The sequence below is a fragment of the Pseudomonas sp. GM33 genome (genome assembly GCF_000282295.1).
Classification (GTDB): Bacteria; Pseudomonadota; Gammaproteobacteria; order Pseudomonadales; family Pseudomonadaceae; genus Aquipseudomonas; species Aquipseudomonas laurylsulfatiphila.
On sequence record NZ_AKJO01000181.1, the window covers coordinates 78,299 to 99,020 of the forward strand.

Sequence of the window (20,722 nt, forward strand, 5' to 3'; positions counted from 1 at the left end):
AAAGACCAAACCGCGCATGCGGATGGCTACTGTGTTTCGGCCCCGAGTGGTGAAAACGGTACGGGTGTTGCAGTCCCAACTGTCACCTGCAAAGGACCAAGGTTTCAGGCCCAAGGCGTGAGACCAAAGACTTCGGCATGGAAGCGGCGCCCCATAAAGCCCCCTTCCTACTGTCCCGAAGTTGTTATGCCCGGCGCTCGCCGGTTGTAGTGCTTCAGGACGGAACGGTGGGCACCGTGATGGTGCCCAAACAAACATAGAGAATGTGGAGACACTCCCCCATGCAAACCGACACAACTCGCGAGAACCCGCAGGGCACCTTGCCGCAGGCCGCTGATTCGAATTCGGATCTGTCCGCCACCGCGCCTGGCCAACTGCGCGTGATCAAGCGTAACGGCACTGTCGTTCCCTACACCGATGACAAAATCACCGTCGCCATCACCAAAGCGTTTCTCGCAGTTGAGGGCGGCACCGCTGCCGCCTCGTCGCGAATCCACGACACCGTTGCCCGCCTGACCGAACAGGTCACCGCGACCTTCAAGCGTCGCATGCCATCGGGCGGCACCATCCACATCGAAGAAATCCAGGACCAGGTCGAACTGGCCCTGATGCGTGCCGGCGAGCAGAAAGTCGCTCGCGACTACGTGATCTACCGTGACGCCCGTTCCAAGGAACGTGCCGTTCGTACCACCGAAGAGCCGGTACAAGCGCACCCGTCGATCCGCATCACCCGTGCCGACGGCAGCCTGGCGCCGCTGGACATGGGCCGCCTGAACACCATCGTCACCGAAGCGTGCGAAGGCCTGGAAGAAGTCGACGGCGACCTGATCCAGCGCGAAACCCTGAAAAACCTGTACGACGGCGTGGCCCTGACCGACGTCAACACCGCTCTGGTGATGACTGCCCGTACCCTGGTCGAGCGCGAGCCGAACTACTCGTTCGTGACCGCCCGCCTGCTGATGGACACCCTGCGTGCCGAAGGCCTGGGCTTCCTCGGCGTCGCCGAAAGCGCCACCCACCACGAGATGGTCGACCTGTACGCCAAGGCGCTGCCGGCCTACATCGCCAAGGGTATCGAATACGAGCTGCTGAACCCTGAACTGGCCTCCTTCGACCTGGAAAAACTGGGCAAGGCGATCAACCACGAGCGCGACCAGCAATTCACCTATCTTGGCCTGCAGACCCTGTACGACCGTTACTTCATCCACAAGGATGGCGTGCGTTTCGAACTGCCGCAGATCTTCTTCATGCGCGTGGCCATGGGCCTGGCGATCGAAGAGAAAGACCGCGAAGCCCGTGCCATCGAGTTCTACAACCTGTTGTCGTCCTTCGACTACATGGCTTCGACCCCGACCCTGTTCAACGCCGGTACCCTGCGTCCACAGCTGTCGAGCTGCTACCTGACCACCGTGCCGGATGACCTGTCGGGCATCTACCACGCGATCCACGACAACGCCATGCTGTCGAAATTCGCAGGCGGCCTGGGCAACGACTGGACCCCGGTTCGTGCGTTGGGTTCGTACATCAAGGGCACCAACGGCAAATCCCAGGGCGTGGTTCCGTTCCTGAAAGTCGTGAACGACACCGCCGTAGCCGTTAACCAGGGTGGCAAGCGCAAAGGCGCTGTGTGTGCCTACCTGGAAACCTGGCACATGGACATCGAAGAGTTCATCGAACTCCGTAAGAACACCGGTGATGACCGTCGTCGTACCCACGACATGAACACCGCCAACTGGATCCCTGACCTGTTCATGAAGCGCGTCTTCGATGACGGCAAGTGGACCCTGTTCTCGCCATCCGAAGTGCCGGACCTGCACGACCTGACCGGCAAGGCCTTCGAAGAGCGCTACGAGTACTACGAAGCCCTGACCGAGTACCCGGGCAAGGTCAAGCTGTTCAAGACCATCCAGGCCAAAGACCTGTGGCGCAAAATGCTGTCCATGCTGTTCGAAACCGGCCACCCGTGGCTGACCTTCAAGGACCCGTGCAACCTGCGCAGCCCGCAGCAGCACGTCGGCGTGGTCCACAGCTCGAACCTGTGCACCGAGATCACCTTGAACACCAACAAGGACGAGATCGCCGTTTGCAACCTGGGCTCGATCAACCTGCCGAACCACATCGTCGACGGCAAGCTGGACACCGCCAAGCTGCAACGCACCGTGAACACCGCCGTGCGCATGCTCGACAACGTGATCGACATCAACTACTACTCGGTGCCGCAAGCGAAGAACTCCAACTTCAAGCACCGTCCGGTCGGCCTGGGCATCATGGGCTTCCAGGACGCCTTGTACCTGCAGCACATCCCTTACGGTTCCGACGCAGCCGTCGAGTTCGCCGACAAGTCGATGGAAGCGGTCAGCTACTACGCGATCCAGGCTTCCTGCGACCTGGCCGACGAGCGCGGCTCGTATGAGACGTTCCAGGGTTCGCTGTGGTCCAAAGGCATCCTGCCGCTGGATTCGCAACAGATCCTGATCGAGGCCCGTGGCCAGAAGTACATCGACGTCGACCTGAACGAAACCCTGGACTGGGCACCGGTTCGCGCCCGTGTACAGAAAGGCATTCGTAACTCCAACATCATGGCCATCGCACCGACCGCGACCATCGCCAACATCACCGGCGTATCGCAGTCGATCGAACCGACCTACCAGAACCTGTATGTGAAATCGAACCTGTCGGGCGAATTCACCGTGATCAACCCGTACCTGGTTCGCGACCTCAAGGCTCGCGGTCTGTGGGACTCGGTCATGATCAACGACCTGAAGTACTACGACGGTTCGGTGCAGCAGATCGAGCGCATCCCGCAAGAACTCAAAGAGCTCTATGCGACTGCCTTCGAAGTGGACACCAAGTGGATCGTCGACGCTGCCAGCCGTCGCCAGAAGTGGATCGACCAGGCTCAGTCGCTGAACCTGTATATCGCCGGCGCTTCGGGCAAGAAGCTGGACGTGACCTACCGCATGGCCTGGTACCGTGGCCTGAAAACCACTTACTACCTCCGTGCCCTGGCCGCAACCAGCACCGAGAAGTCGACCATTAACACCGGCAAGCTGAACGCTGTTTCCAGCGGCGGCAACCACGGTGAAGACTCGGTCCTGGCAGCGCCTGCCGGCCCTGCTCCAGTGCCGAAGGCTTGCGCCATCGACGAGCCGGATTGCGAAGCTTGCCAATAAGCTGAGCCGGTAAGCACTGAAAGGTGCTGACTAAAAACCCCCGATGAGCCTCTGGTTTATCGGGGGTTTCTTTTGCCCATGAAAAAGATCGCAGCCTCGCTTCGCTCGACAGCTCCTACATTGAAATGCGATCCCTGTAGGAGCTGTCGAGCGAAGCGAGGCTGCGATCTTTTAATTTGTATCTTGCACTCACAAAAAAGCCCCTCTCACGAGGGGCTTTTTATGCAGCGCCGCCCAGCATCAAGCCATCTGAATGATGGTCTGCATGATGGTGCTCTCGGTAGAAATGGTCTTGGCGTTCGCCTGGTAGTTGCTCTGCCCCTTGATCAGGTCGACCAGCTCGTTGGTCAGGTTGACGTTGGACTGTTCCAGGGAATTGGAAACGATTGAACCCAGGGTGCCAGTCTGCGGCGCATCGTAGCCCGGGATGCCCGAGGTGTAGGTTTCTTTCCAGCTGGTGCCGCCTACCGGCTGCAGGCCCTGCTCGTTGGTGAAGCTGGCCAGGGAAATCTGGCCGATCGGCTTGGTCTGGTTGTTGCTGAAGTTGGCCAGCAGCACACCGCTGCCGTCGATGGTCAGGTTGGTGATCTGGCCAGTGGCATAACCGTTCTGCGATGGAATCGAGCGCGCGGTGTCGGCGTTGAACTGGGTGGTGTTGGCCATCGCGATGGTCAAACCAGCCGGATCGGCTGCTGCGCCGTTGCCAGTCCAGACGCCATTGGTGACACTACCCGGAGTCCAGTTGGTGATTTTCAGGTCACTGCTGATCACCGAAGTCGGTGGCGTGGTTGGCGGCGTCACAGGTGTGCTGACCGAAGTCAGTTTGCCGGTGGCATCGAACGACATGGTCGAAGCAACCGGCGCGGTAACGGTAGGATCACTGCCGTCCGGGTTGCGACCATCGATCAGGGTGTAGGTATCCCAGGTGTTCGCGCCAGTCTTGACCATGTATTGATCCATACTGTGCTGGTTCCCCTGAGTATCGAAGATCGGGGTACTGAACGACTTGGTAAAGGTCCCGGTCTTGGACGGGTCGAACTTGTTGGTCGCAACCGCCTGGTCGATCACCGGCGACGTGGAGTTCAGGTTGATCGTCGACGACACGTTGCTGGTGGACTTCGGCGCCAGGTTGGAGGTGTCGATCCGCAGGTCGGTCAGCACGCCGTTGACGATCTTGCCGCTGGAATCCACACCGTAGCCTTGCAGGCGGGAAGTGCCGTCGCTGTTGGTGACGTAGCCGTCCTTGTCGGTCTTGAACGTACCGGAACGGGTGTAGGTCAGCGAACCGTTGTCGCTCAGGACAAAGAAACCGTTGCCCTGGATACCCATGTCGAGCACGTTGCCGGTGTTGCTCACGTCACCCTGGGTGAACTGTTGGGAAACGTTGGCCAGGCGTACGCCGTTACCGACGGTCTTGCTGCCGGTGCCCAGGCGGGTCGCCGAGTACACGTCTTCGAATTCTGCACGGGACGATTTGAAACCGGTGGTCGCGACGTTGGCGATGTTGTTGCCGGTCACGTCCAGTTGTTTGTTGGCTGCAAAGAGACCGCTAAGGCCGATATTGAAAGACATCTTCCACTCCTTTATGCCGGGTTAGTCGGCTTTACATACCAATGGTTTGTACTTTGGACAGGGCAACGCTGCCCAGCCCGGCCAGATTGAGCATCAACTCACCGCCGGTCTGGCTGATGGTCACGCTGTTGACGGTCGCCGGCAGGTTGGTGATCAACGCGACGGAAGTGCCATCGATCGTGGTCGTGGCACCGAAGGTGTAGGTGCCGGCAGGTACCGTCTCACCCGCATCGTTCTTGCCGTCCCAGATGAAGCTGGCGTTGCCGGCCTTCTGCGAACCGAGGTCGATGGTGCGCACGGTCTTGCCGGCTGAGTCGGTGATCTTCAGGGTGGCCGACGCCACCGAAGACGGCACCACCACCGTGCCGCTCAGGCTCTTGGTGGTATCGACCACGGCCTTGTCGCCCGGCGCAATGACCGAACGGCCCACCAGCGACGACGCCTGCAAGGCCTGGGACGAGTTGTAATTGCTGGCCAGGCCGCTCACGGTGTCGTTGAGCGTGGTGATGCCTTCCAGGCTGCTGAACTGCGCCAGCTGGGCCACGAACGCACCGTTGTCCTGAGGCTCCAGCGGGTTCTGGTTTTTCAGCTGGGTTACCAGCAACTGCAGGAACGCATCCTTGCCCAGGGCCTTGTTGCCCGAGGTGCTGCCGGCTGCAGAGGCGAGGCCGTCAGTCGTGGCGTTGGTCTTGATCGAAGAGTTGGCCAGGATGTCGTTGAGGCTCAAACCGCTGGTGGAATCGGTAACACTCATCTGAGTCGCCCCTTATCACTGACCGAGGGTCAGGACTTTCTGCATCATGGTTTTGGCGGTGTTCATCATTTCGGCGTTGGTCTGGAACGAACGGCTCGCGGAAATCATGTCGGCCATTTCTTCAACCACGTTGACGTTCGGGTAGTAGACGTAACCCTTGGCATCGGCGGCCGGATGGTTCGGCTCGTAGCGCGCCTCGAGATTGCTCTGGTCTTCGACCACACCCAGCACCTGCACGCCTTGACCGGCGGCGTCCTGGCTCTGGAACAGCGAGTCGCTGCCGCCGCTCTGGCCGCCCTGGAACATCGTGGCGAACACCGGGTGACGCGCGCGGTAGGTCTGGTCGATGCTCGACGAGACGGTCTCGGCGTTGGCGATGTTCGAGGCGACGGTGTTCAAACGCGTGGTCTGCGCACTCATGCCGCTACCGGCAATGTTGAAAACACTGGATAGAGACATGGCTTACTCTCCGCGCAGGGCTGACACCAGCCCTTTGAATTTGCTGTTGAGCAGGGTGAAGCTGGCCTGGAAGTTGACCGCGTTTTCCGCGTAGTTCGACTGTTCCAGCTGAGCGTCCACGGTGTTCTGGTCGATCGACGGTTGCATCGGTGTGCGATACAGCAACGACTCGTCGCCATTGCCCAGGCCTTCAGCTTCGATATGACGACTGTTGGTCATGTTCAAGGCGAAGGTGCCGCTTTTGGTTTTCTCGTTCTGCTCGGCGAGCACTTTCGAGAAATCCAGGTCCCGAGCCTTGTAGTTCGGGGTATCGGCGTTGGCGATGTTATTGGCCAGGACTTCGGCACGCTGGGCGCGGAAGCCCAGGGCTTGTTCGTGGATACCGAGCGCTTTATCGAAGCTGATGCTCATGTCGGGAAACCTTCGGGTGACCTGATTTTTCGTAGGATCGACATAGCAAGCCCCATGCCAATTCAAAAAAGCCCGGAAACCGGGGCTTTGCCGGACATGGCAACGCGGCAATGCCAGAAAAGCGGCAACGGTTTTCCGCCGCCTGCCGCTTTTCTGCCGCTTGGCACCGCTTACGAAGACACCAACTGACCCTGTGGGAGCGGGCTTGCCCGCGAAAGCGGTGTGTCAGGCAAAGTTGATATCGACTGACACGACGCCTTCGCGGGCAAGCCCGCTCCCACAAGGGGTGTGGTGATTTCAAATGATCATTTGCAGACATAAAAAACAGGAGCCCTGAGGACTCCCGTTTTTTGACAACACCAGCGAAATCACTTCGCCTGGTAAATGATCCCCGGGCTGCACTGGACCATCTGGTAATGATCCGGCAAACCGTTCAACGCTTCGGAAGCACCGAGGAACAGGTAACCCCCCGGCTTCAACGTGCTGTGGATGCGCAACAGGATGTCCTTCTTCACCTCGGCGGAGAAGTAGATCAGCACGTTGCGGCAGAACACGATGTCGAACTTGCCGAGGCTCGCGTAACTGTCCAGCAAGTTGAACGAACGGAACTCCACCCGGCTCTTGATCGGCGCCTTGATCGCCCAGCGCCCCGGCCCTTTCGGGTCGAAATAACGCTGCAGGCGCTCGGGCGACAGACCGCGGCCGATGGCCAGGCTGTCGTACTCGCCGGTCTTGCAGTTGTTCAGCATGGTGCCGGACAGGTCGGTGGCAACGATCTGTACGCCCATCCTCAACTGGCCCATGTTGACCCGCTCGAATTCGTCGATGGACATCGAAAGCGAATACGGTTCCTGGCCCGACGAGCACGCCGCCGACCAGATACGCAGGCGCTGGCCGGGGCTGGCCTTGATCGCTTCGGGCAGGACCTTGTTCTTCAAGACTTCAAACGGGTAAGTGTCACGAAACCACAGGGTTTCGTTGGTGGTCATGGCATCCACCACCTGTTCGCGCAAACCGCTGCGCGGCTGGGTCTGCATGCGCTGAACCAGCTCACCCAAAGACTTGATGCCTTGCTGTTCCATCAGTTTGTTGAGACGGCTGGAGACCAGGTACTGCTTGTTTTCACCGAGCAAAATGCCACAGGCTTTTTCCAGGAATACCCGGAACTGTTCGAAATCCAAATTACCCGTAGACAATGATGCCGCCTCTTAAATCGTGTTGACTGCCAGGGGCGCAGGCCCCTAGCTGATATCTGCTGCTTTGATCCGGTCGACTACCCGGGATGCCAGGTCATCAGGACGGAACTTGGCCAGGAAGTCATCGGCACCGACCTTCTTGACCATCGCCTGATTGAATACCCCCGACAACGAAGTATGCAGGATGATATGAAGCTTTTGCATGCGCGGGTCGTTGCGGATTTCCGCCGTCAGGGTGTACCCGTCCATCTCCGGCATCTCGATGTCGGAGATCATCATCAGGAACTCTTCTTCCGGCTTCTTGCCCTCGTCGACCAGTTTGCGCAGGTAATCCAGCGCTTGCCGACCATCGTTCAACGCCACTACTTCGACGCCGACCGTTTGCAGGCAACGTGTGACCTGCTTGCGCGCCACCGAGGAGTCGTCGACCGTCAGCACGCGCAACGAAAGCGCCTTGTGCTGGGTTTCGACATCCACCACGCCGACGGAAATCGCTTCCGGCGTCGGTGCCACTTCCGCGAGCACCTTCTCGACATCGATGATTTCGACCAACTGATTGTCGACCCGCGTCACCGCCGTCAGGTAGTGATCGCGCCCGGTGCCCTTGGGTGGCGGATGGATCTCTTCCCAGTTCATGTTGACGATGCGCTCCACCGAGCGCACCAGGAAACCCTGGGTCTTGGTGTTGTACTCCGTGATGATCACGAACGGATTGTTCTTGTCCTTCAACGCACCGGAGCCGGTCGCCATCGCCAGATCAAGGATCGGAATGGTTGCCCCCCGGATGTTCGCCACACCGCACACGACAGGACTGGACTTGGGCATCAACGTCAGTTTGGGGCATTGCAGCACCTCCCGAACCTTGAATACGTTGATCCCGTAGAGCTGCTGGCCGTCGAGACGGAACAACAACAGCTCAAGGCGATTCTGCCCCACCAGTTGCGTGCGCTGGTTTACCGAATCCATTACACCAGCCATGCCCAGACTCCTACACCAACGCCAAGTGTTGTTGCGACGCGCCTTCATCACTAAACGGCACGGCGCTTGCTTTTTTAATCGTTATGAACACAGAACCGACATTTTTTCGACGCCTGACCACACCCTACCGCAAATTGCTCGGCGTGCTGGCGGCTGTTTGCCTGTTCAACGCTGGCAGCCCTGCCCTTGCTGACGCGGTTACCTTGCCTGACATGCTTATCGGCGTCACTCAGGGCTTTCTTGAATTCACCGTAGAAGACTATTTGGCAACCAGTCAAACGGAAGGTCGCTACGAGATCCAGGTCAACCCGCTCGACCCGCGCATGCACATGCCCATGTGCGACAAGGAATTGACAGCAACGCTCGAGAGTCCCAAGCCACTGGGACGGGTCACGGTCAAGGTCCGCTGCGAGGGCGCCTCCCCCTGGACTGTCTTCGTACCCGCTCAAGTCCGCCTGTTTCGCGATGTCGTGACCAGCGCCCGGCCACTGCGCCGTGCCGCCATTGTCGAGCCTGAAGATGTGGTGCTGCGCGAGCGCGATATCAGCCTGATCAGCCAGGGCTACCTGACGTCCCTCGACCAGGCGATCGGGCAGCGATTGACCCGACCAATGGTCACCGACCAGGTGATTACCCTGGTACATATCGAACAGGCCGAGGTGATCCGCAAGGGGGATCAGGTGGTGATTACCGCCCGCAGCGGTACGCTCAGCGTGCGCATGCCCGGCGAAGCCCTGTCGAACGGCAGCCTTAGCGAACAGATCCGGGTGAAAAACCTCAACTCCCAGCGAGTCATCAAGGCGCAGGTCATGGCGCCGGGGCAGGTGGAAGTGTCCATGTAAGGCGCTCGGCTCATCGGAATGTGGCGCTCGTCGCGGCTGTTCCCTAGACTGTGCTCCATGCAGGGCAAGCGCTGACGCGCGCGAGGTTCATTGATAAATGAGCCTAAAGTTTTCCAGGGAATGGCCGAAACCATGGCAAGCGTCCAAATTCCCAGAGGTTTTTTTATCATGGTCATCGATTTCAGCCGTTTGAACAGCTCCTCGTCCCTGACGGGCAGTACACGTACCAGCGCCAGCAAGGAAAGCGCCGAAGCCGGCAAAACCGCGCCGCTGGAATCCGCGGCCGAACAGGCCGGTACCGTCAACAGCGGGGAATCGGTACATATCAGCAATGAGGCTCAACAGTTGCAGAAGGTCACTGACACGCTGCGCGATCAGCCTGCCGTCGACAAAGCCCGCGTGGCCGAGTTGAAAGCAGCGATTGCCGATGGCAGCTATAAAGTCGACAGCAACCGTGTAGCCAGCAAACTGCTCAACTTCGAAGCCCAGCGCTAGGCCACCGCCGGCGCCAGGCTTTTGGACGCTTAAAACCCAAGGCCAGCCATGCACGACACTCAGCTACTGCAACTGATCACCGATGACTTTGCTCCAGCGCAACACCTGCTGGAATTGCTGCAGACCGAATCCCTCGCCTTGCATGGCCGTGACATGCCATTGCTCGAGGGCATCCTGGCGCAGAAACAGGCATTGGTCGTCTTGCTCGAACAGCATGGGCGCAAGCGCAGTGAAATTCTCGCCAGCCTCAACCTGCCGACCAACCGCGGCGGGCTGGAGCAACTGGCCAGCCAGTCGAGCATTGGCGACCAGTTGCTGACGCAAAGTGACGTGCTGAGCGATCTCCTGGTCCAGTGCCAGGCCAGCAATGCCAGCAACGGTCAATCGATCCTCACTCAGCAGGCCGCTACGGCCACCCAGCTGAGAATTCTCAACGGTGGTGAAACCCCGGCGCTCTACGATGCCAGCGGAACATTCTCCAAGCTTGCTAAGCCGCGCCCGCTCAGTCAGGCTTAGGCCGCTTGATGCGCCCGCTCTATCCAAGACGCGAAAGATGCTGGCAAAATGCTGGCCAGTCGTAGTCAAATTTTGTCTGGAGATTGATTAACCGTGTCCAATGCCTTATCCGTGGATGATGCTCCGCAGCCCCCCAAGGTGCTCTCCACGCCCTTGGAAATCTCCAGCAATCTGCGCCAGCTGCTCGAAAGCCATGACCCGCTGATCATCACGTTCCACGAGCGCAGCCAGCGCTTCCAGAGCTATCTGGTGGACCTGGACCGTGAAAACAACATGATCGCCCTGGACGAAATGATCCCTCGCGATGGCGAGCGCTACCTGATGGCGGGCGAACCCTTCAGGGTCGAAGGCTTCCACGAAGGTGTGCGCATTGCCTGGGAAAGCAACGGCCAATTGCAGATCGACGAATCCGGTGGCAGCCGCTGCTATCGCGGCACTCTGCCCGATGAAGTGGTGTACCACCAGCGCCGCAATGCGTTCCGCGCGGCCTTGAAACTCGCACAACTGGTCAACGTCAATCTCGACGGCGAAAAGATCAAGGCCCCCATCAGCGGCAAGCTGCTGGATATTTCCGCGACCGGCTGCAAACTGCGTTTCGACGGCGACATCACGGGCAGCCTGCAACTGGGTCAGGTGTACGACCGCTTCAACGCCGACTTGCCCTTTGGCAAGATGACGGCGCCGGTCGAGTTGCGTTATCTGCACTTCGAAGAAAAGATCTCCACCACCTTCGCCGGCGTTCGCTTCCACAACATGAGCGGGCTGGTGCAGCGCCAGGTCGAACGTTTCGTCTACCAGTTGCAACGTGAAGCGCGCCGCTTCGACAAAGACGACATCTGATAGAGCTTCCAAAAAAACGGGCAGTCCCTTGCGGTGACTGCCCGTTTTTTTGTGCCCCGGCTTTAAGGCCTGGCCTCGCTGAAGTTAGGGTCCCGCCCTGTATCAGGGTCTTGCGGCGGCTGATCGGTTTCTGTTTCGGTGACCGATTCAGATTCTTGCTCAGGCTCTGGCCCGGTACTCACCGGAGTGTGCATCTGCTCCTGCACCACCTGCTCATCGACACGCGGGTCGAGGCAGGCCACCAGTGGCGAACTCGTCATATTGTCCGGCATGGCCACGTGATGCAGCGGTGCGTCGTCGACCTGATGCAGGTTGGTCACCGCTTTCGGGCGAATCCGCCACACCAGCACCAACGCAAAGAAACTGAAGAACGCATAGAGCATCTGGCTGCCAAACAGCTTCATCAGCACACCGGCCACCAGCGGCCCGATACTCGCACCCACGCCATAGGTGACCAGCAACATCGCCGTCAGGGACACCCGGCGATCGCCTTCGACGTGGTCATTGGAGAACGCCACCGCCAACGGATACAGGCAGAACTGCACCAGCGAGCAGAGGAACCCGGCGATGAACAAAACCTCCAGCGGCACCTGCGGCATGATCGCCAGCGGCAGTGCAGCCAGTGCCAGGCTGAACGCGAAACTGCGGATCAGCACGGCCCGATCGTAGCGGTCGGACAACCAGCCCAACGGCCACTGCACCAGCAGCCCGGCAAAAATGCAGCTACCCATGAACAAACCGACCTGCTCCGTGGACAACCCTTGCTGCGAGGCATACAGCGGCGCCAGACCGTAGAACGAACCGACAATCAGGCCCGCCCCGAGCACCGTACTCAATGATTGCGGGACACGCTTGATAAAGAACCGTGGCTCCATCGGTGCAGGATGCAAGGGCGCAGGGTGAATCCGCCGGGTCAGGGCCACAGGCACCAGGCACAGGGCAAAACACAGGGCGACCAGCATCAGCAGCTCCAGCCCCAGCGCCGGGTGCATGACCAGTATCAGCTGCCCCAGCACCAGGCCCAGGTACGAAGCGATCATGTAACCGCTGAACACCATGCCGCGCTGATTGGCATCGGCCTGCTCATTGAGCCAGCTCTCGATCACCATGTACTGGCACATCATGCCCAGACCCACTATGACCCGCAGGAACAGCCAGGCCGGCAGCCAATCGACCAGGCCATGGCCGAGCACCGCCGCGCCGACGATCCCGGCACAGGCCGAGTAGGCCCGGATATGCCCGACCCGGGCAATCAAGCGGTGACCGATCTTGCCCCCCAGCACCAGGCCGAAATAGTTGGCGGCCATCAACGCACCGACCCACAGGCTGTCGACATGGTCGGCCGCCAGGCGCAAGCCCAGGTAAGTACTCAACAGGCCCGAGCCGATCAACATCATCAGCGAGGCGAAATACAGTGCTCGAAAGGATTTCCAGATTTGGCGCATCGGCGTTCCGAGCGGCTCCTTGCAGTGAGAATCGGCTATCGCTAAACGATAGCCGGATGTCGACAGATCGTCAGGCCTGGGCGGCTAAAACACGTCGTTCCCAGGGCGTAATTTCATCATGGAAACTGCTCAGCTCCAGGGTCTTCGAAGCGATGTAGCCTTCGATGAATTCCGTGCCGAACAGTTCCTTGGCCAACTGGCTACCTTTCAGACGCTCAAGAGCCGCATGCAAGGTACACGGCAATGAAAGATTGTCCGGCACTTCGAATTCACCCTGGATCGGTGCGCTCGGCTCCAATGCGTTCTCGATGCCATGCAACCCTGCCGCCAGGCTTGCGGCAATCGCCAGATACGGGTTGGCATCGGCGCCGGGCAAACGATTTTCGACCCGACGAGCCACTGGCAAACTGGCTGGGATACGCAGGCCGGCCGCCCGGTTGTCGTGGGACCAGCAGGCATTGTTCGGTGAGGCGTAAGGGTGGCACAAGCGCTGATAGGAGTTCACGTTCGGCGCAAACAATGCGGTGAAGTCGGCCATGCACACTTGCTGGCCGGCAATGAAATGGCGGAAGGTGGCTGTCTCCTGCCCCGCCTCGTCACTGAACACGTTACGCCCCGAATCGATCTCGACCACACTCTGGTGGATATGCATCGAACTGCCCGGCGTATGCGCCAACGGCTTGGCCATGCACACCACGCTCAGGCCGTGCTTGAGAGCCACTTCCTTGAGCAGGTGCTTGAACAGGAACGTCTGGTCGGCCAGCAGCAATGGATCGCCATGCAGCAGGTTGATCTCGAACTGGCTGACACCCATCTCGTGCATGAAGGTATCGCGGGGCAATCCCAGGGCCGCCATGCACGCGTAGACTTCATTGAAGAACGGCCGCAAGCCGTTGTTGGAACTGACGCTGAACGCCGACTGACCATCCTCGCGACGACCGTCCTGCCCCACCGGTGGCTGGAACGATTGAGTCGGGTCGGTGTTAGGCGCAAAAACGAAGAACTCAAGCTCGGTCGCCACCACAGGCGCCAGGCCGCGGGCCGCGTAACGGGCAATCACCGCCTTGAGCTGGCCACGGGTCGACAGGTTGGAGCTGGTGGTAGTGCCCAGTTCGTTCGCGTCGCAAATGGCGAAAGCGCGCGGTGGACTGCTCCAGGGCAAGCGGTGGATTTGTGCAGGGTCCGGAATCAGCGCCAGGTCGCCGTCATCGCTGCCATAAAAACGCGCCGGCGGGTATCCGCCCATGATGCATTGCAGCAGCACACCCCGCGCCAGCTGCAAACGTCGACCGTCGAGAAATCCCTCGGAGGTCATCACTTTGCCCCGTGGAACGCCGTTCAAATCCGGCGTGACACATTCAACTTCATCAATGCCCGTCAATCGCTGCGCGAGTGAACTCAGGCCAACGGTCGTCATGACGCTATCCTTGTTATTGTGCGGGCCGCGAACGGCGACCGTACAAAATAGGCTCCGCGTGTTCGGAATTTCAAGCAGCCCACATCAATAAAGACGCAAAAACCCGTAGGAGCTGCCGAAGGCTGCGATCTTTTAATTTCCAGGATCAAAAGATCGCAGCCTTCGGCAGCTCCTGCGAGAAACAATCATGGGAGGAAAAGTCTGAACACCCCACCGCCCAACGGACCGCCATTGCTGATTTCGGTGTGCCCGCCCACGCCGTTGCGTTGATGCAGCGCGGCAATTCGTCCGGCAAAGTACAGGCCCAGCCCGGTGCTGCCGGTGCTTTGATTGATGCCCTGGGCGTAATCGGCCTGACGCTCGATCATCGGCGCCGGATAGCCCTCGCCATCGTCATTGATGGTCAATACCAGTTGCCCGGCTTCGTCACTGACACTGATCAGAACAGCATGCCGTGCAAAACGAATGGCGTTGTTGATGCAGTTGGCCAATACCGACGCGATCAACTCACGGTCGAAGAAACCCAGCGGGCTCAGCGGGTCCACTTCATAGGTGGCCATGATGCCGCGGCTGGCGAACACCTCTTGATGACACGCCAGTTGCGCTTCGATGAAGTCGTCCAGCTCATGGTAAGCCGGTTGCAACGGCATCTGGTTGACGCCGAGCTTGTACAGCCCCAGCAACTGCACCAGCATGCCGTTGAGGTGGGCGAACTCGAAGTCGATCACGCCCTGCTCCGGCGTCTGCTGCACCGACTCCGACAATCGCCCCAGCCACTGGCTGTGGGCCTGCATCAGCATGGCCAGCGAGTTCTTCATGTCGTGCACGGTGGAGGCGATCACCGTGGAGAAGTCCAGTGCCTGTTCGTGTTCGTTCATTGGCCAAACGCCTTGCTTTTGAGCTTTTGGTAACGTGGAAAACGCGCATCGGTGTCGGGCATCAGGCCGACCATTTTCAGGCAGGTCCGGCATTCCTCCAACTCCGCCGAAGCAACGCTGGTATCGGTGCCGTGCAACAACGACTGCGCCATGTTCAGGGCGATACTGATGTTCTTCGGTTGCATGGCCAGGGCTTTGCGGAAGACCTGCCGGGCCTCCACCAGATTGCCGGTCTTGTAGACGCGCACCCCCTGACGGTTGAGTTCAGCCGCGGCGTTGCCGGAATTGAGGATGCTCGGGTCGTCGGTCTGCTTGGCGATGTCCTTCATCACCGCCGGATCGTCGCCGTAGATTTCCACGCAGTTTTTCAGCATCGCGGTGCCGGCCTCGGACTGCCCGAGCATTTTCAGTTGCTGGGCCACCAGCAGCGCCGCTTCGGCGCTCATGAACTGCTCCATGCCATCGAGGCGCAACAGTGCCTGCTCGGTGAGCTTGTCGGCCGTTTCCGCATCGTTGATCAGCAGACTGGTGGCCTTCATCAAGCGCGCACGAATTTGCAGGCCAGGGTCGCCAGGGTTGTCCTTGGCCACTGCGCTCAACGTGGTGTTGATTTCCAGCCGGGTGCGGGTATCCAGCCCCCTGTCGCGGCCCTTGCTGATCAAGGCGTGAGCCAGGCCGAGGTTACTTTCAGGGTCCTTGAAACGCGACTGCGCGCCTTGGGCCACAGCCTGACGATAGGCTTTGGAAGCAGTATCGAAGTCTTCATTGGTCATTGCCAGCTTGCCCAGCATCGCTTGCCGGCGCACTGCCAGCGGCGACAGGCGAATCGCTTCTTCGAGAACGCGCTGCGCCCCCTTGGTGTCCCCTTCGGCGACCAGCACGTCAGCCATGCCGTCATACAGCGACGGCATCATCGGAAAGACTTTCAGGGCTTTTTCGTAGATACCTTTGGCCTGCCCGACCTGACCGCGCTTGAACAGCAACTTGCCCAGCCCGGCAAACGCCCAGGGCAACGGACGGTCGGCGATGATGCCGTCGTACAGCCGCTCCAGCGCTTCGTTCTGATTGAGGTCGCGCAAGGCATCGGCACGATAGCGCAGGCATAGCGGCGAGTAACGGATGTCTTGCTTGCACAGGGCGATGCAGGCGTTGAGCACCTCCATCGGCTTGCCCCGGTCGAGCGCCTGCAGGATCGGCTTGAGCAAGGTCTTGCGCTGTTCCAGGCGCTCCAGGCGCTGAGCCAGGCTGGAACGGTTGAACGGCTTGGTCAGATAGGCATCGGGCTCATGCTCCAACGCACTGAGCACCATGGCCTGGCTGGTTTCGGCGGTGACCATCACGAACACCGACTCATGGCTGATCAACTTTTCTTCCATCAGGTCTTCGAGCACCTGCTGGCCGTTCTTCTTGCCGTCGCCCAGGTGAAAGTCCTGCAGGATGAAATCGTAGGCCTTCTGCGAACACATTTTCAGCGCCTGTTCGCCGGTATCGGCAGTGTCCACTTCCTTGACGCCCAGTTCACGCAGCATCGAGCGAACCGAACTGCGGAAGTCCGAGAAATCATCGACGATCAGAAAACGCTTTTGGTGATACGACAGCATCGAAGATTTCCAGGCAATTTAAGAAGGAGAACCCAAAGGCAAATACACGGACGGACTCAGCTTCGCAGCCCTTGATTTGGCGCGCAGATGATAACTGGTAGCCCTTGGCCATCAAACAGCTTCTCATCGCCAGTCAGCACATGCACCGACCGCCACAGATGAAGAAGCTTGTAACTGTCCGGGTTATCGGCCAGCCATGGCATTCCCTTGAGAACCACCCCCAATGCTCACTCTGAATAGGTAAAGGCGTTTCTGGAAACGAGACATCGCGCACAAAAACGTGCTGATTCATGAACACCGGCAATACATGAACACCCGCAATTACTGGCGGCTGGCAAAGCGTATTTCGCCGAAAAGTTGACTAGGTTGATATTAGCGCTCCTAAGTTATCGCCATTCGTCGATTAATTGACGACCATGATGTGGATCCGATCTTGGCAATTGGCCATCTATGGTGGGCCTAATACCTTGATTTTCGAGAGTTACTCCCGCTTCTCGAGAGCATCGAACAGGCCTTGCCGCACCGGACCTGGATCGAGGACTGACGGACGGGTAGGCGGGTAGCGCTGCGCGTTGACCTAGAATCAGTTAAGAGCTGGGAGGGAGCACATCATCATGCGCAAACCACTGATAATTATTCGTATTTATCTGATCTCTCCGGCTTTGGCTGCCTTCTGGAAACGTTCGCGCCGCCTGCTGAGGCCGTTGATGGAAATGGCTCCGGGGTCGGTGATTACCGATGATCGCGGCTGCCTGGCGAGCAAATGGTTGGCCCGGGGTAATTTGCGGGTGGAATCCATCATTGGCTTTTCAAGGGGGTCAGGAAGATGATGACCGCCCCAAAAGAGCCAATTGGCGTGATGCTGATCGATTGTCGCCCCCTCGTACTCATGGGCCTTCACGACTTGATCAATGCCAGAAAGCCCCGGATGGAAGTGACAGGACAGGCCACCACCTATACCCAGGCGCTGGATCTTGCCGATCAGATGCGGCCCGATGTCATTTTTTTCAGTTTCTTTCCGGATGCGCTGAATCCCCTGGATGTCGTCGCCGAGCTCACCCGTAGCGCCGAAATGAAGGTGCTGCTGCTCAAGGGCCTTTACGAAGTCGTCCCCGCTGCCCAGGCGATAGAGGCCGGCGCTCGCGGCATCGTGTTGGCGGAAGACCCGACGGAATCGATTATCCAGGCCATTCTCAAGGTCCACCATAGCGACTGCGCAATGGATAGAGCCTGGGCCGGCGGCCTTTCCGGCTATGCCGCGAACGGGCATATCCCCATGAAGTGCAATCTGGAGCGGGCAAAACAGGCGCGGTTGACGCTGCGCGAGAGAGAGCTGATTCGCGCCATCGTGGGTGAGCCGTCCGCCAAATATGTAAGTATCGCCGGGCGCCTGGGGATCAGCGAGCACACCGTGCACAACCACCTCAGCAACATCTATCAAAAGCTTAATCTGATCAACCGCATCGACTTGCTGATGTATGCGCTGAAACACGGGCTCACCAACGAAGCGCCGACCGAGTCCGCCTGGGTGGAACTGGATTGAGTTTCAAGTCGATAGAAGGCGGTCTGCCCCTCACTTTCAAGGGCCAGGCCGTCACTATTCCCCCATCCTTGTCGCTGATCCGGGACAGAGTGCCCCCGCAAGACTGATGTCGTTCTCGGTAAATCCTGCCTCGCCCACCTGCACCTACCCTGCGCTCTTCAAGCCTTGTGCTGTTCGCCAGTCCACAGCGCATGGGAACATGGGGATCTCGCATCAGAACTGCAAAAAGAATGCGAGGGTGGTTTCCTGCGCCACCCTCGCCTCCGTTCATGCGCGCAAAGCCTCAGGCGCTGCCAAAAAAGATGTCGGTACTCTGAACATGAGCCCCGACCAAGGTGATGGTCGTTGTTTGTCCGCCAGTCTCGGCAACCGTCACGACACTGTCTGCGCCGGTGTTGTTGATCGATTGGACAACGGCGTTCGGGTCGCCGTTGAGCACCAGCTTGTCTTGCGTGCCCGAGCCAACATCGAAGCCGCTGACCTGGTACAAGTTCTCATTGACTGACAGATCGATGTTGAACGCATCCTGCTTACCGATCGTGCCCACCAGCGAGAAGTCGAAGGTGGCGTTGGCCGGGTCGTTGGCGAACAGGTTGGCGGCAAACGTACTCGTCGCCGAGTCCCCATCCTTGTCCGTCAGCGTCGCGCTGAACGCCAGCTGGACATCGCTGGCCAGACTCTCGCTCTGCTGAATGAACTGGATCACCGGGATCTTGACATCGCCCCGGCCCATCGTCAGCTGGACAGCGTCGATCAGTGTCGTGCCCTCCTTCTGCACGAGGAAGGACACCTGCCCGCCAGCCTCCGGCGTCAGTGTGTTCACCTCGACGAGGCTCGAATTCGAGCCATCGGCATAGTAGATCCTGTAGTACAGGTCCTCGGTCGCCGTGTTGTAGCCCGCCACGGAGTTGTCGATGAAGACCTTCATTCCCGTCAGCAGGCTCTCCGGATTGATGACGAAACTTTCATCGGCGGCGCTGATTGCCGCCAGGTTATCGCCCTGGAAAACGTTGTTGCCGACGCCGATGCCGGACGTGCTGACGTTCATTGCCGCCGGGTCAATGTACGACGGCAGGGGGTTGGTCTGTAGCGCGGCTTCGGTGGGGTCGGGTGCTCCGAGCCCGATACCGGTCAGAATGTCCGCAGTCGACGCAAGCGCCTTCGCGGAAAAGAACACGATCTCCTCGGATGTCGAAGGAATAGCCGGGTTACTTGTTTGAGGAATCAACAATGTGCGCACCGAGTCCGGGCCGCCCGCAGCGAGCGAGCCGTCGGCACTGCTGAGCACGATCGTCGAACTGAAGCCCTGCACCAGATCCAGTGCATAGCGACCATCGGCATAGGCGGTCAACGTGTAGTCGACGGTGGTATTCGCCGTTGCACCGTTGTTGTCGAAATCACCGGTCAAGGTTCCCGCGAACTGGTACGCGCCATTGACATCCGGTGACTGCGCCAGCTCGGTGAGCGTGCCGGTCCCGGTCGTGGTCGTGTTGTCTGGCCTGACGAGGGTGAACTGGTTATTGACCAACGAGATATCCAGACCGGCCGCACCCAGCCCGTCGGCTCCCGTTGCCATATTCCAGAACCCGGATTGCGCCAGGACACTACCGGTCCCGATCAGGTTGCCGAAACTGAGTGCCGGCCCGTCGTCCTTGAACACCAGGTTTTGCCCTATGTTCAGCGTCGCCTGGGCGCTGTCGCCGTCCCCGTCGGTCTTGATCGCCGTCAGCGTCACCAGGTTGTCCGAGGTCAACGTCCTCGAATCATCCGGATTGTTTGGGTCCGAATGCACCACGGCGCGGAGTTGGTCAAGCGTGACGCTGCCATTGGCGGCTACGCCGACCGTGAACACCAGCAGGTTGCTCGTGGCCGTACGCCCTTCGACCACGGTGCCATTGAGCGACAGGTTCACCGCCTGGCCCGAGGCCGTGTCCGTCAGCCCGGAGGCCCCGGCCGCCACGCCCAGCGCATAGCTCAGCGTGCCCGCCCCATCGGCGCCAAATGCCGAGTTGAAGTTGGCAGCGAAGCTCTGAGTGTCGTCGGTCGTCAGTAGCGTCTCGTCCACTATCAGCGTGGGCTCCACGCCGGTGGTGCTGATGCTCGGCCCGTCGTCCTTGAACACCAGGTTCTGCCCGATGTTCAGCGTCGCCTGGGCGCTGTCACCCTCCTTGTCGGTTATGGTCGCCGTCAGCGTCACCAGGTTGTCCGAGGTCAGGCTCGTCGAATCATCCGGATTGGTTGGGTCGGGATGGACCACGGCCCGGAGTTGGTCGAGCGTGACGCTGCCATCGGCGGCGACGCTGACGGTGAACACCAGCTGATTGCCGAGGGCCGTGCGACCTTCCACTACGGTGCCGTTGAGCGACAGGTTGACCGCCTCGCCCGAGGCCGTGTCCGTCAGCCCGGAGGCTCCCGCCACCACGCCCAGCGCATAGGTCAGCGTTCCGGCACCATCCGCGCCAAACGCCGAGTTGAAGTTGGCGGCATAGCTCTGGGTGGCGTCGGTCGCCAGTAGCGTCTCGTCCACTGTCAGCGTGGGCTCCGCGCCGGTGGTGCTGATGCTCGGCCCGTCGTCCTTGAACACCAGGTTCTGCCCAATGTT

Annotated in this window: 19 protein-coding genes; 8 read left to right on the top strand and 11 right to left on the bottom strand. The window is 59.7% G+C overall.

Features of this window, described 5'->3' with window-relative positions; all coding sequences use genetic code 11:
- The first annotated feature begins 281 nt into the window (after nucleotides 1–281).
- Entirely contained in the window at nucleotides 282–3,173 is a 2,892-nt protein-coding gene (locus tag PMI26_RS02090; protein ID WP_007980117.1) for a ribonucleoside-diphosphate reductase subunit alpha, read from the top strand.
- A 240-nt stretch (nucleotides 3,174–3,413) separates the two neighbouring features.
- Here PMI26_RS02090 and flgE read toward each other — a convergent pair whose 3' ends face one another.
- From flgE to flgB, 4 genes are read right to left on the bottom strand one after another with little or no spacing between them, the layout of a single operon-like run.
- Complete coding sequence (gene flgE, locus PMI26_RS02085; protein WP_007980119.1) at nucleotides 3,414–4,745, bottom strand: flagellar hook protein FlgE; 1,332 nt, start codon at nucleotides 4,743–4,745, stop codon at nucleotides 3,414–3,416.
- A gap of 31 nt (nucleotides 4,746–4,776) precedes the next feature.
- Nucleotides 4,777–5,499 carry a flagellar hook assembly protein FlgD gene (flgD, locus tag PMI26_RS02080; protein WP_007980122.1) on the bottom strand — a complete coding sequence of 241 codons (723 nt, stop codon included), beginning with the start codon at nucleotides 5,497–5,499 and terminating at the stop codon, nucleotides 4,777–4,779.
- Nucleotides 5,500–5,514: 15 nt separating this feature from the next.
- Nucleotides 5,515–5,958: a flagellar basal body rod protein FlgC gene (gene flgC, locus PMI26_RS02075; RefSeq protein ID WP_007980123.1), complete on the bottom strand. Its 444-nt coding sequence runs from the start codon at nucleotides 5,956–5,958 to the stop codon at nucleotides 5,515–5,517.
- Between the two features lie 3 nt (nucleotides 5,959–5,961).
- Nucleotides 5,962–6,369, bottom strand: a complete 408-nt coding sequence (flgB, locus tag PMI26_RS02070; RefSeq protein ID WP_007980125.1) for a flagellar basal body rod protein FlgB — start codon at nucleotides 6,367–6,369, stop codon at nucleotides 5,962–5,964.
- A gap of 54 nt (nucleotides 6,370–6,423) precedes the next feature.
- Here flgB and PMI26_RS32160 point away from each other — a divergent pair, with 54 nt between their 5' ends.
- A complete protein-coding gene (locus PMI26_RS32160; RefSeq protein ID WP_256358753.1) occupies nucleotides 6,424–6,558 on the top strand; it encodes a hypothetical protein in 135 nt (44 codons plus the stop codon).
- Nucleotides 6,559–6,737: 179 nt separating this feature from the next.
- On the opposite strand, the gene cheR is transcribed toward PMI26_RS32160, so the two are convergent.
- Both cheR and PMI26_RS02060 read right to left on the bottom strand, forming a co-directional pair.
- Complete coding sequence (gene cheR, locus PMI26_RS02065; RefSeq protein WP_007980127.1) at nucleotides 6,738–7,565, bottom strand: protein-glutamate O-methyltransferase CheR; 828 nt, start codon at nucleotides 7,563–7,565, stop codon at nucleotides 6,738–6,740.
- A gap of 45 nt (nucleotides 7,566–7,610) precedes the next feature.
- A complete protein-coding gene (locus tag PMI26_RS02060) occupies nucleotides 7,611–8,543 on the bottom strand; it encodes a chemotaxis protein CheV (protein ID WP_007980130.1) in 933 nt (310 codons plus the stop codon).
- Nucleotides 8,544–8,626: 83 nt separating this feature from the next.
- Here PMI26_RS02060 and flgA point away from each other — a divergent pair, with 83 nt between their 5' ends.
- The 4 genes from flgA (at nucleotide 8,627) to PMI26_RS02040 (ending at nucleotide 11,236) form a co-directional block, all read left to right on the top strand.
- A complete protein-coding gene (gene flgA, locus PMI26_RS02055) occupies nucleotides 8,627–9,385 on the top strand; it encodes a flagellar basal body P-ring formation chaperone FlgA (protein ID WP_007980132.1) in 759 nt (252 codons plus the stop codon).
- A gap of 168 nt (nucleotides 9,386–9,553) precedes the next feature.
- Nucleotides 9,554–9,880 (top strand): flagellar biosynthesis anti-sigma factor FlgM, encoded by a 327-nt coding sequence (gene flgM, locus PMI26_RS02050; RefSeq protein ID WP_007980134.1) that lies wholly within the window; start codon nucleotides 9,554–9,556, stop codon nucleotides 9,878–9,880.
- A gap of 48 nt (nucleotides 9,881–9,928) precedes the next feature.
- Nucleotides 9,929–10,396: a flagella synthesis protein FlgN gene (locus PMI26_RS02045; protein ID WP_007980136.1), complete on the top strand. Its 468-nt coding sequence runs from the start codon at nucleotides 9,929–9,931 to the stop codon at nucleotides 10,394–10,396.
- Between the two features lie 93 nt (nucleotides 10,397–10,489).
- Nucleotides 10,490–11,236 (top strand): flagellar brake protein, encoded by a 747-nt coding sequence (locus tag PMI26_RS02040; RefSeq protein ID WP_007980138.1) that lies wholly within the window; start codon nucleotides 10,490–10,492, stop codon nucleotides 11,234–11,236.
- Nucleotides 11,237–11,298: 62 nt separating this feature from the next.
- On the opposite strand, the gene PMI26_RS02035 is transcribed toward PMI26_RS02040, so the two are convergent.
- The 4 genes from PMI26_RS02035 to PMI26_RS02020 form a co-directional block, all read right to left on the bottom strand.
- A complete protein-coding gene (locus tag PMI26_RS02035) occupies nucleotides 11,299–12,681 on the bottom strand; it encodes an MFS transporter (protein WP_007980140.1) in 1,383 nt (460 codons plus the stop codon).
- Between the two features lie 70 nt (nucleotides 12,682–12,751).
- Nucleotides 12,752–13,996: a glutamine synthetase family protein gene (locus PMI26_RS02030; protein WP_162831827.1), complete on the bottom strand. Its 1,245-nt coding sequence runs from the start codon at nucleotides 13,994–13,996 to the stop codon at nucleotides 12,752–12,754.
- A 287-nt stretch (nucleotides 13,997–14,283) separates the two neighbouring features.
- Nucleotides 14,284–14,976 carry a sensor histidine kinase gene (locus PMI26_RS02025; RefSeq protein WP_007980145.1) on the bottom strand — a complete coding sequence of 231 codons (693 nt, stop codon included), beginning with the start codon at nucleotides 14,974–14,976 and terminating at the stop codon, nucleotides 14,284–14,286.
- Nucleotides 14,973–16,577, bottom strand: a complete 1,605-nt coding sequence (locus tag PMI26_RS02020) for a tetratricopeptide repeat-containing response regulator (protein ID WP_007980147.1) — start codon at nucleotides 16,575–16,577, stop codon at nucleotides 14,973–14,975. Before PMI26_RS02020 ends, PMI26_RS02025 begins: the two co-directional genes overlap by 4 nt.
- A gap of 614 nt (nucleotides 16,578–17,191) precedes the next feature.
- Here PMI26_RS02020 and PMI26_RS31080 point away from each other — a divergent pair.
- Both PMI26_RS31080 and PMI26_RS02015 read left to right on the top strand, forming a co-directional pair.
- Entirely contained in the window at nucleotides 17,192–17,407 is a 216-nt protein-coding gene (locus tag PMI26_RS31080; RefSeq protein ID WP_007980149.1) for a hypothetical protein, read from the top strand.
- The gene (locus tag PMI26_RS02015) at nucleotides 17,404–18,120 is read left to right on the top strand and encodes a response regulator transcription factor (protein WP_157222289.1); all 717 of its coding nucleotides are present in this window, start codon (nucleotides 17,404–17,406) and stop codon (nucleotides 18,118–18,120) included. Before PMI26_RS31080 ends, PMI26_RS02015 begins: the two co-directional genes overlap by 4 nt.
- Before the next feature lie 283 nt (nucleotides 18,121–18,403).
- Here the strand turns inward: PMI26_RS02015 and PMI26_RS0129960 are convergent.
- Nucleotides 18,404–20,722: DUF5801 repeats-in-toxin domain-containing protein (locus tag PMI26_RS0129960; RefSeq protein ID WP_007980153.1), on the bottom strand; the 2,319-nt coding region annotated here is incomplete at its 5' end.

Excerpts from the sequence above, each read along its gene's own strand:
- PMI26_RS02090 (WP_007980117.1), top strand. The coding sequence starts at position 282 with ATGCAAACCGACACAACTCGCGAGAACCCGCAGGGCACCTTGCCGCAG.
- flgE (WP_007980119.1), bottom strand. The coding sequence starts at position 4,745 with ATGTCTTTCAATATCGGCCTTAGCGGTCTCTTTGCAGCCAACAAACAA.
- flgD (WP_007980122.1), bottom strand. The coding sequence starts at position 5,499 with ATGAGTGTTACCGATTCCACCAGCGGTTTGAGCCTCAACGACATCCTG.
- flgC (WP_007980123.1), bottom strand. The coding sequence starts at position 5,958 with ATGTCTCTATCCAGTGTTTTCAACATTGCCGGTAGCGGCATGAGTGCG.
- flgB (WP_007980125.1), bottom strand. The coding sequence starts at position 6,369 with ATGAGCATCAGCTTCGATAAAGCGCTCGGTATCCACGAACAAGCCCTG.
- PMI26_RS32160 (WP_256358753.1), top strand. The coding sequence starts at position 6,424 with ATGCCAATTCAAAAAAGCCCGGAAACCGGGGCTTTGCCGGACATGGCA.
- PMI26_RS02060 (WP_007980130.1), bottom strand. The coding sequence starts at position 8,543 with ATGGCTGGTGTAATGGATTCGGTAAACCAGCGCACGCAACTGGTGGGG.
- flgA (WP_007980132.1), top strand. The coding sequence starts at position 8,627 with ATGAACACAGAACCGACATTTTTTCGACGCCTGACCACACCCTACCGC.
- flgM (WP_007980134.1), top strand. The coding sequence starts at position 9,554 with ATGGTCATCGATTTCAGCCGTTTGAACAGCTCCTCGTCCCTGACGGGC.
- PMI26_RS02045 (WP_007980136.1), top strand. The coding sequence starts at position 9,929 with ATGCACGACACTCAGCTACTGCAACTGATCACCGATGACTTTGCTCCA.
- PMI26_RS02035 (WP_007980140.1), bottom strand. The coding sequence starts at position 12,681 with ATGCGCCAAATCTGGAAATCCTTTCGAGCACTGTATTTCGCCTCGCTG.
- PMI26_RS02030 (WP_162831827.1), bottom strand. The coding sequence starts at position 13,996 with ATGACCTCCGAGGGATTTCTCGACGGTCGACGTTTGCAGCTGGCGCGG.
- PMI26_RS02025 (WP_007980145.1), bottom strand. The coding sequence starts at position 14,976 with ATGAACGAACACGAACAGGCACTGGACTTCTCCACGGTGATCGCCTCC.
- PMI26_RS02020 (WP_007980147.1), bottom strand. The coding sequence starts at position 16,577 with ATGCTGTCGTATCACCAAAAGCGTTTTCTGATCGTCGATGATTTCTCG.
- PMI26_RS31080 (WP_007980149.1), top strand. The coding sequence starts at position 17,192 with ATGCGCAAACCACTGATAATTATTCGTATTTATCTGATCTCTCCGGCT.
- PMI26_RS02015 (WP_157222289.1), top strand. The coding sequence starts at position 17,404 with ATGATGACCGCCCCAAAAGAGCCAATTGGCGTGATGCTGATCGATTGT.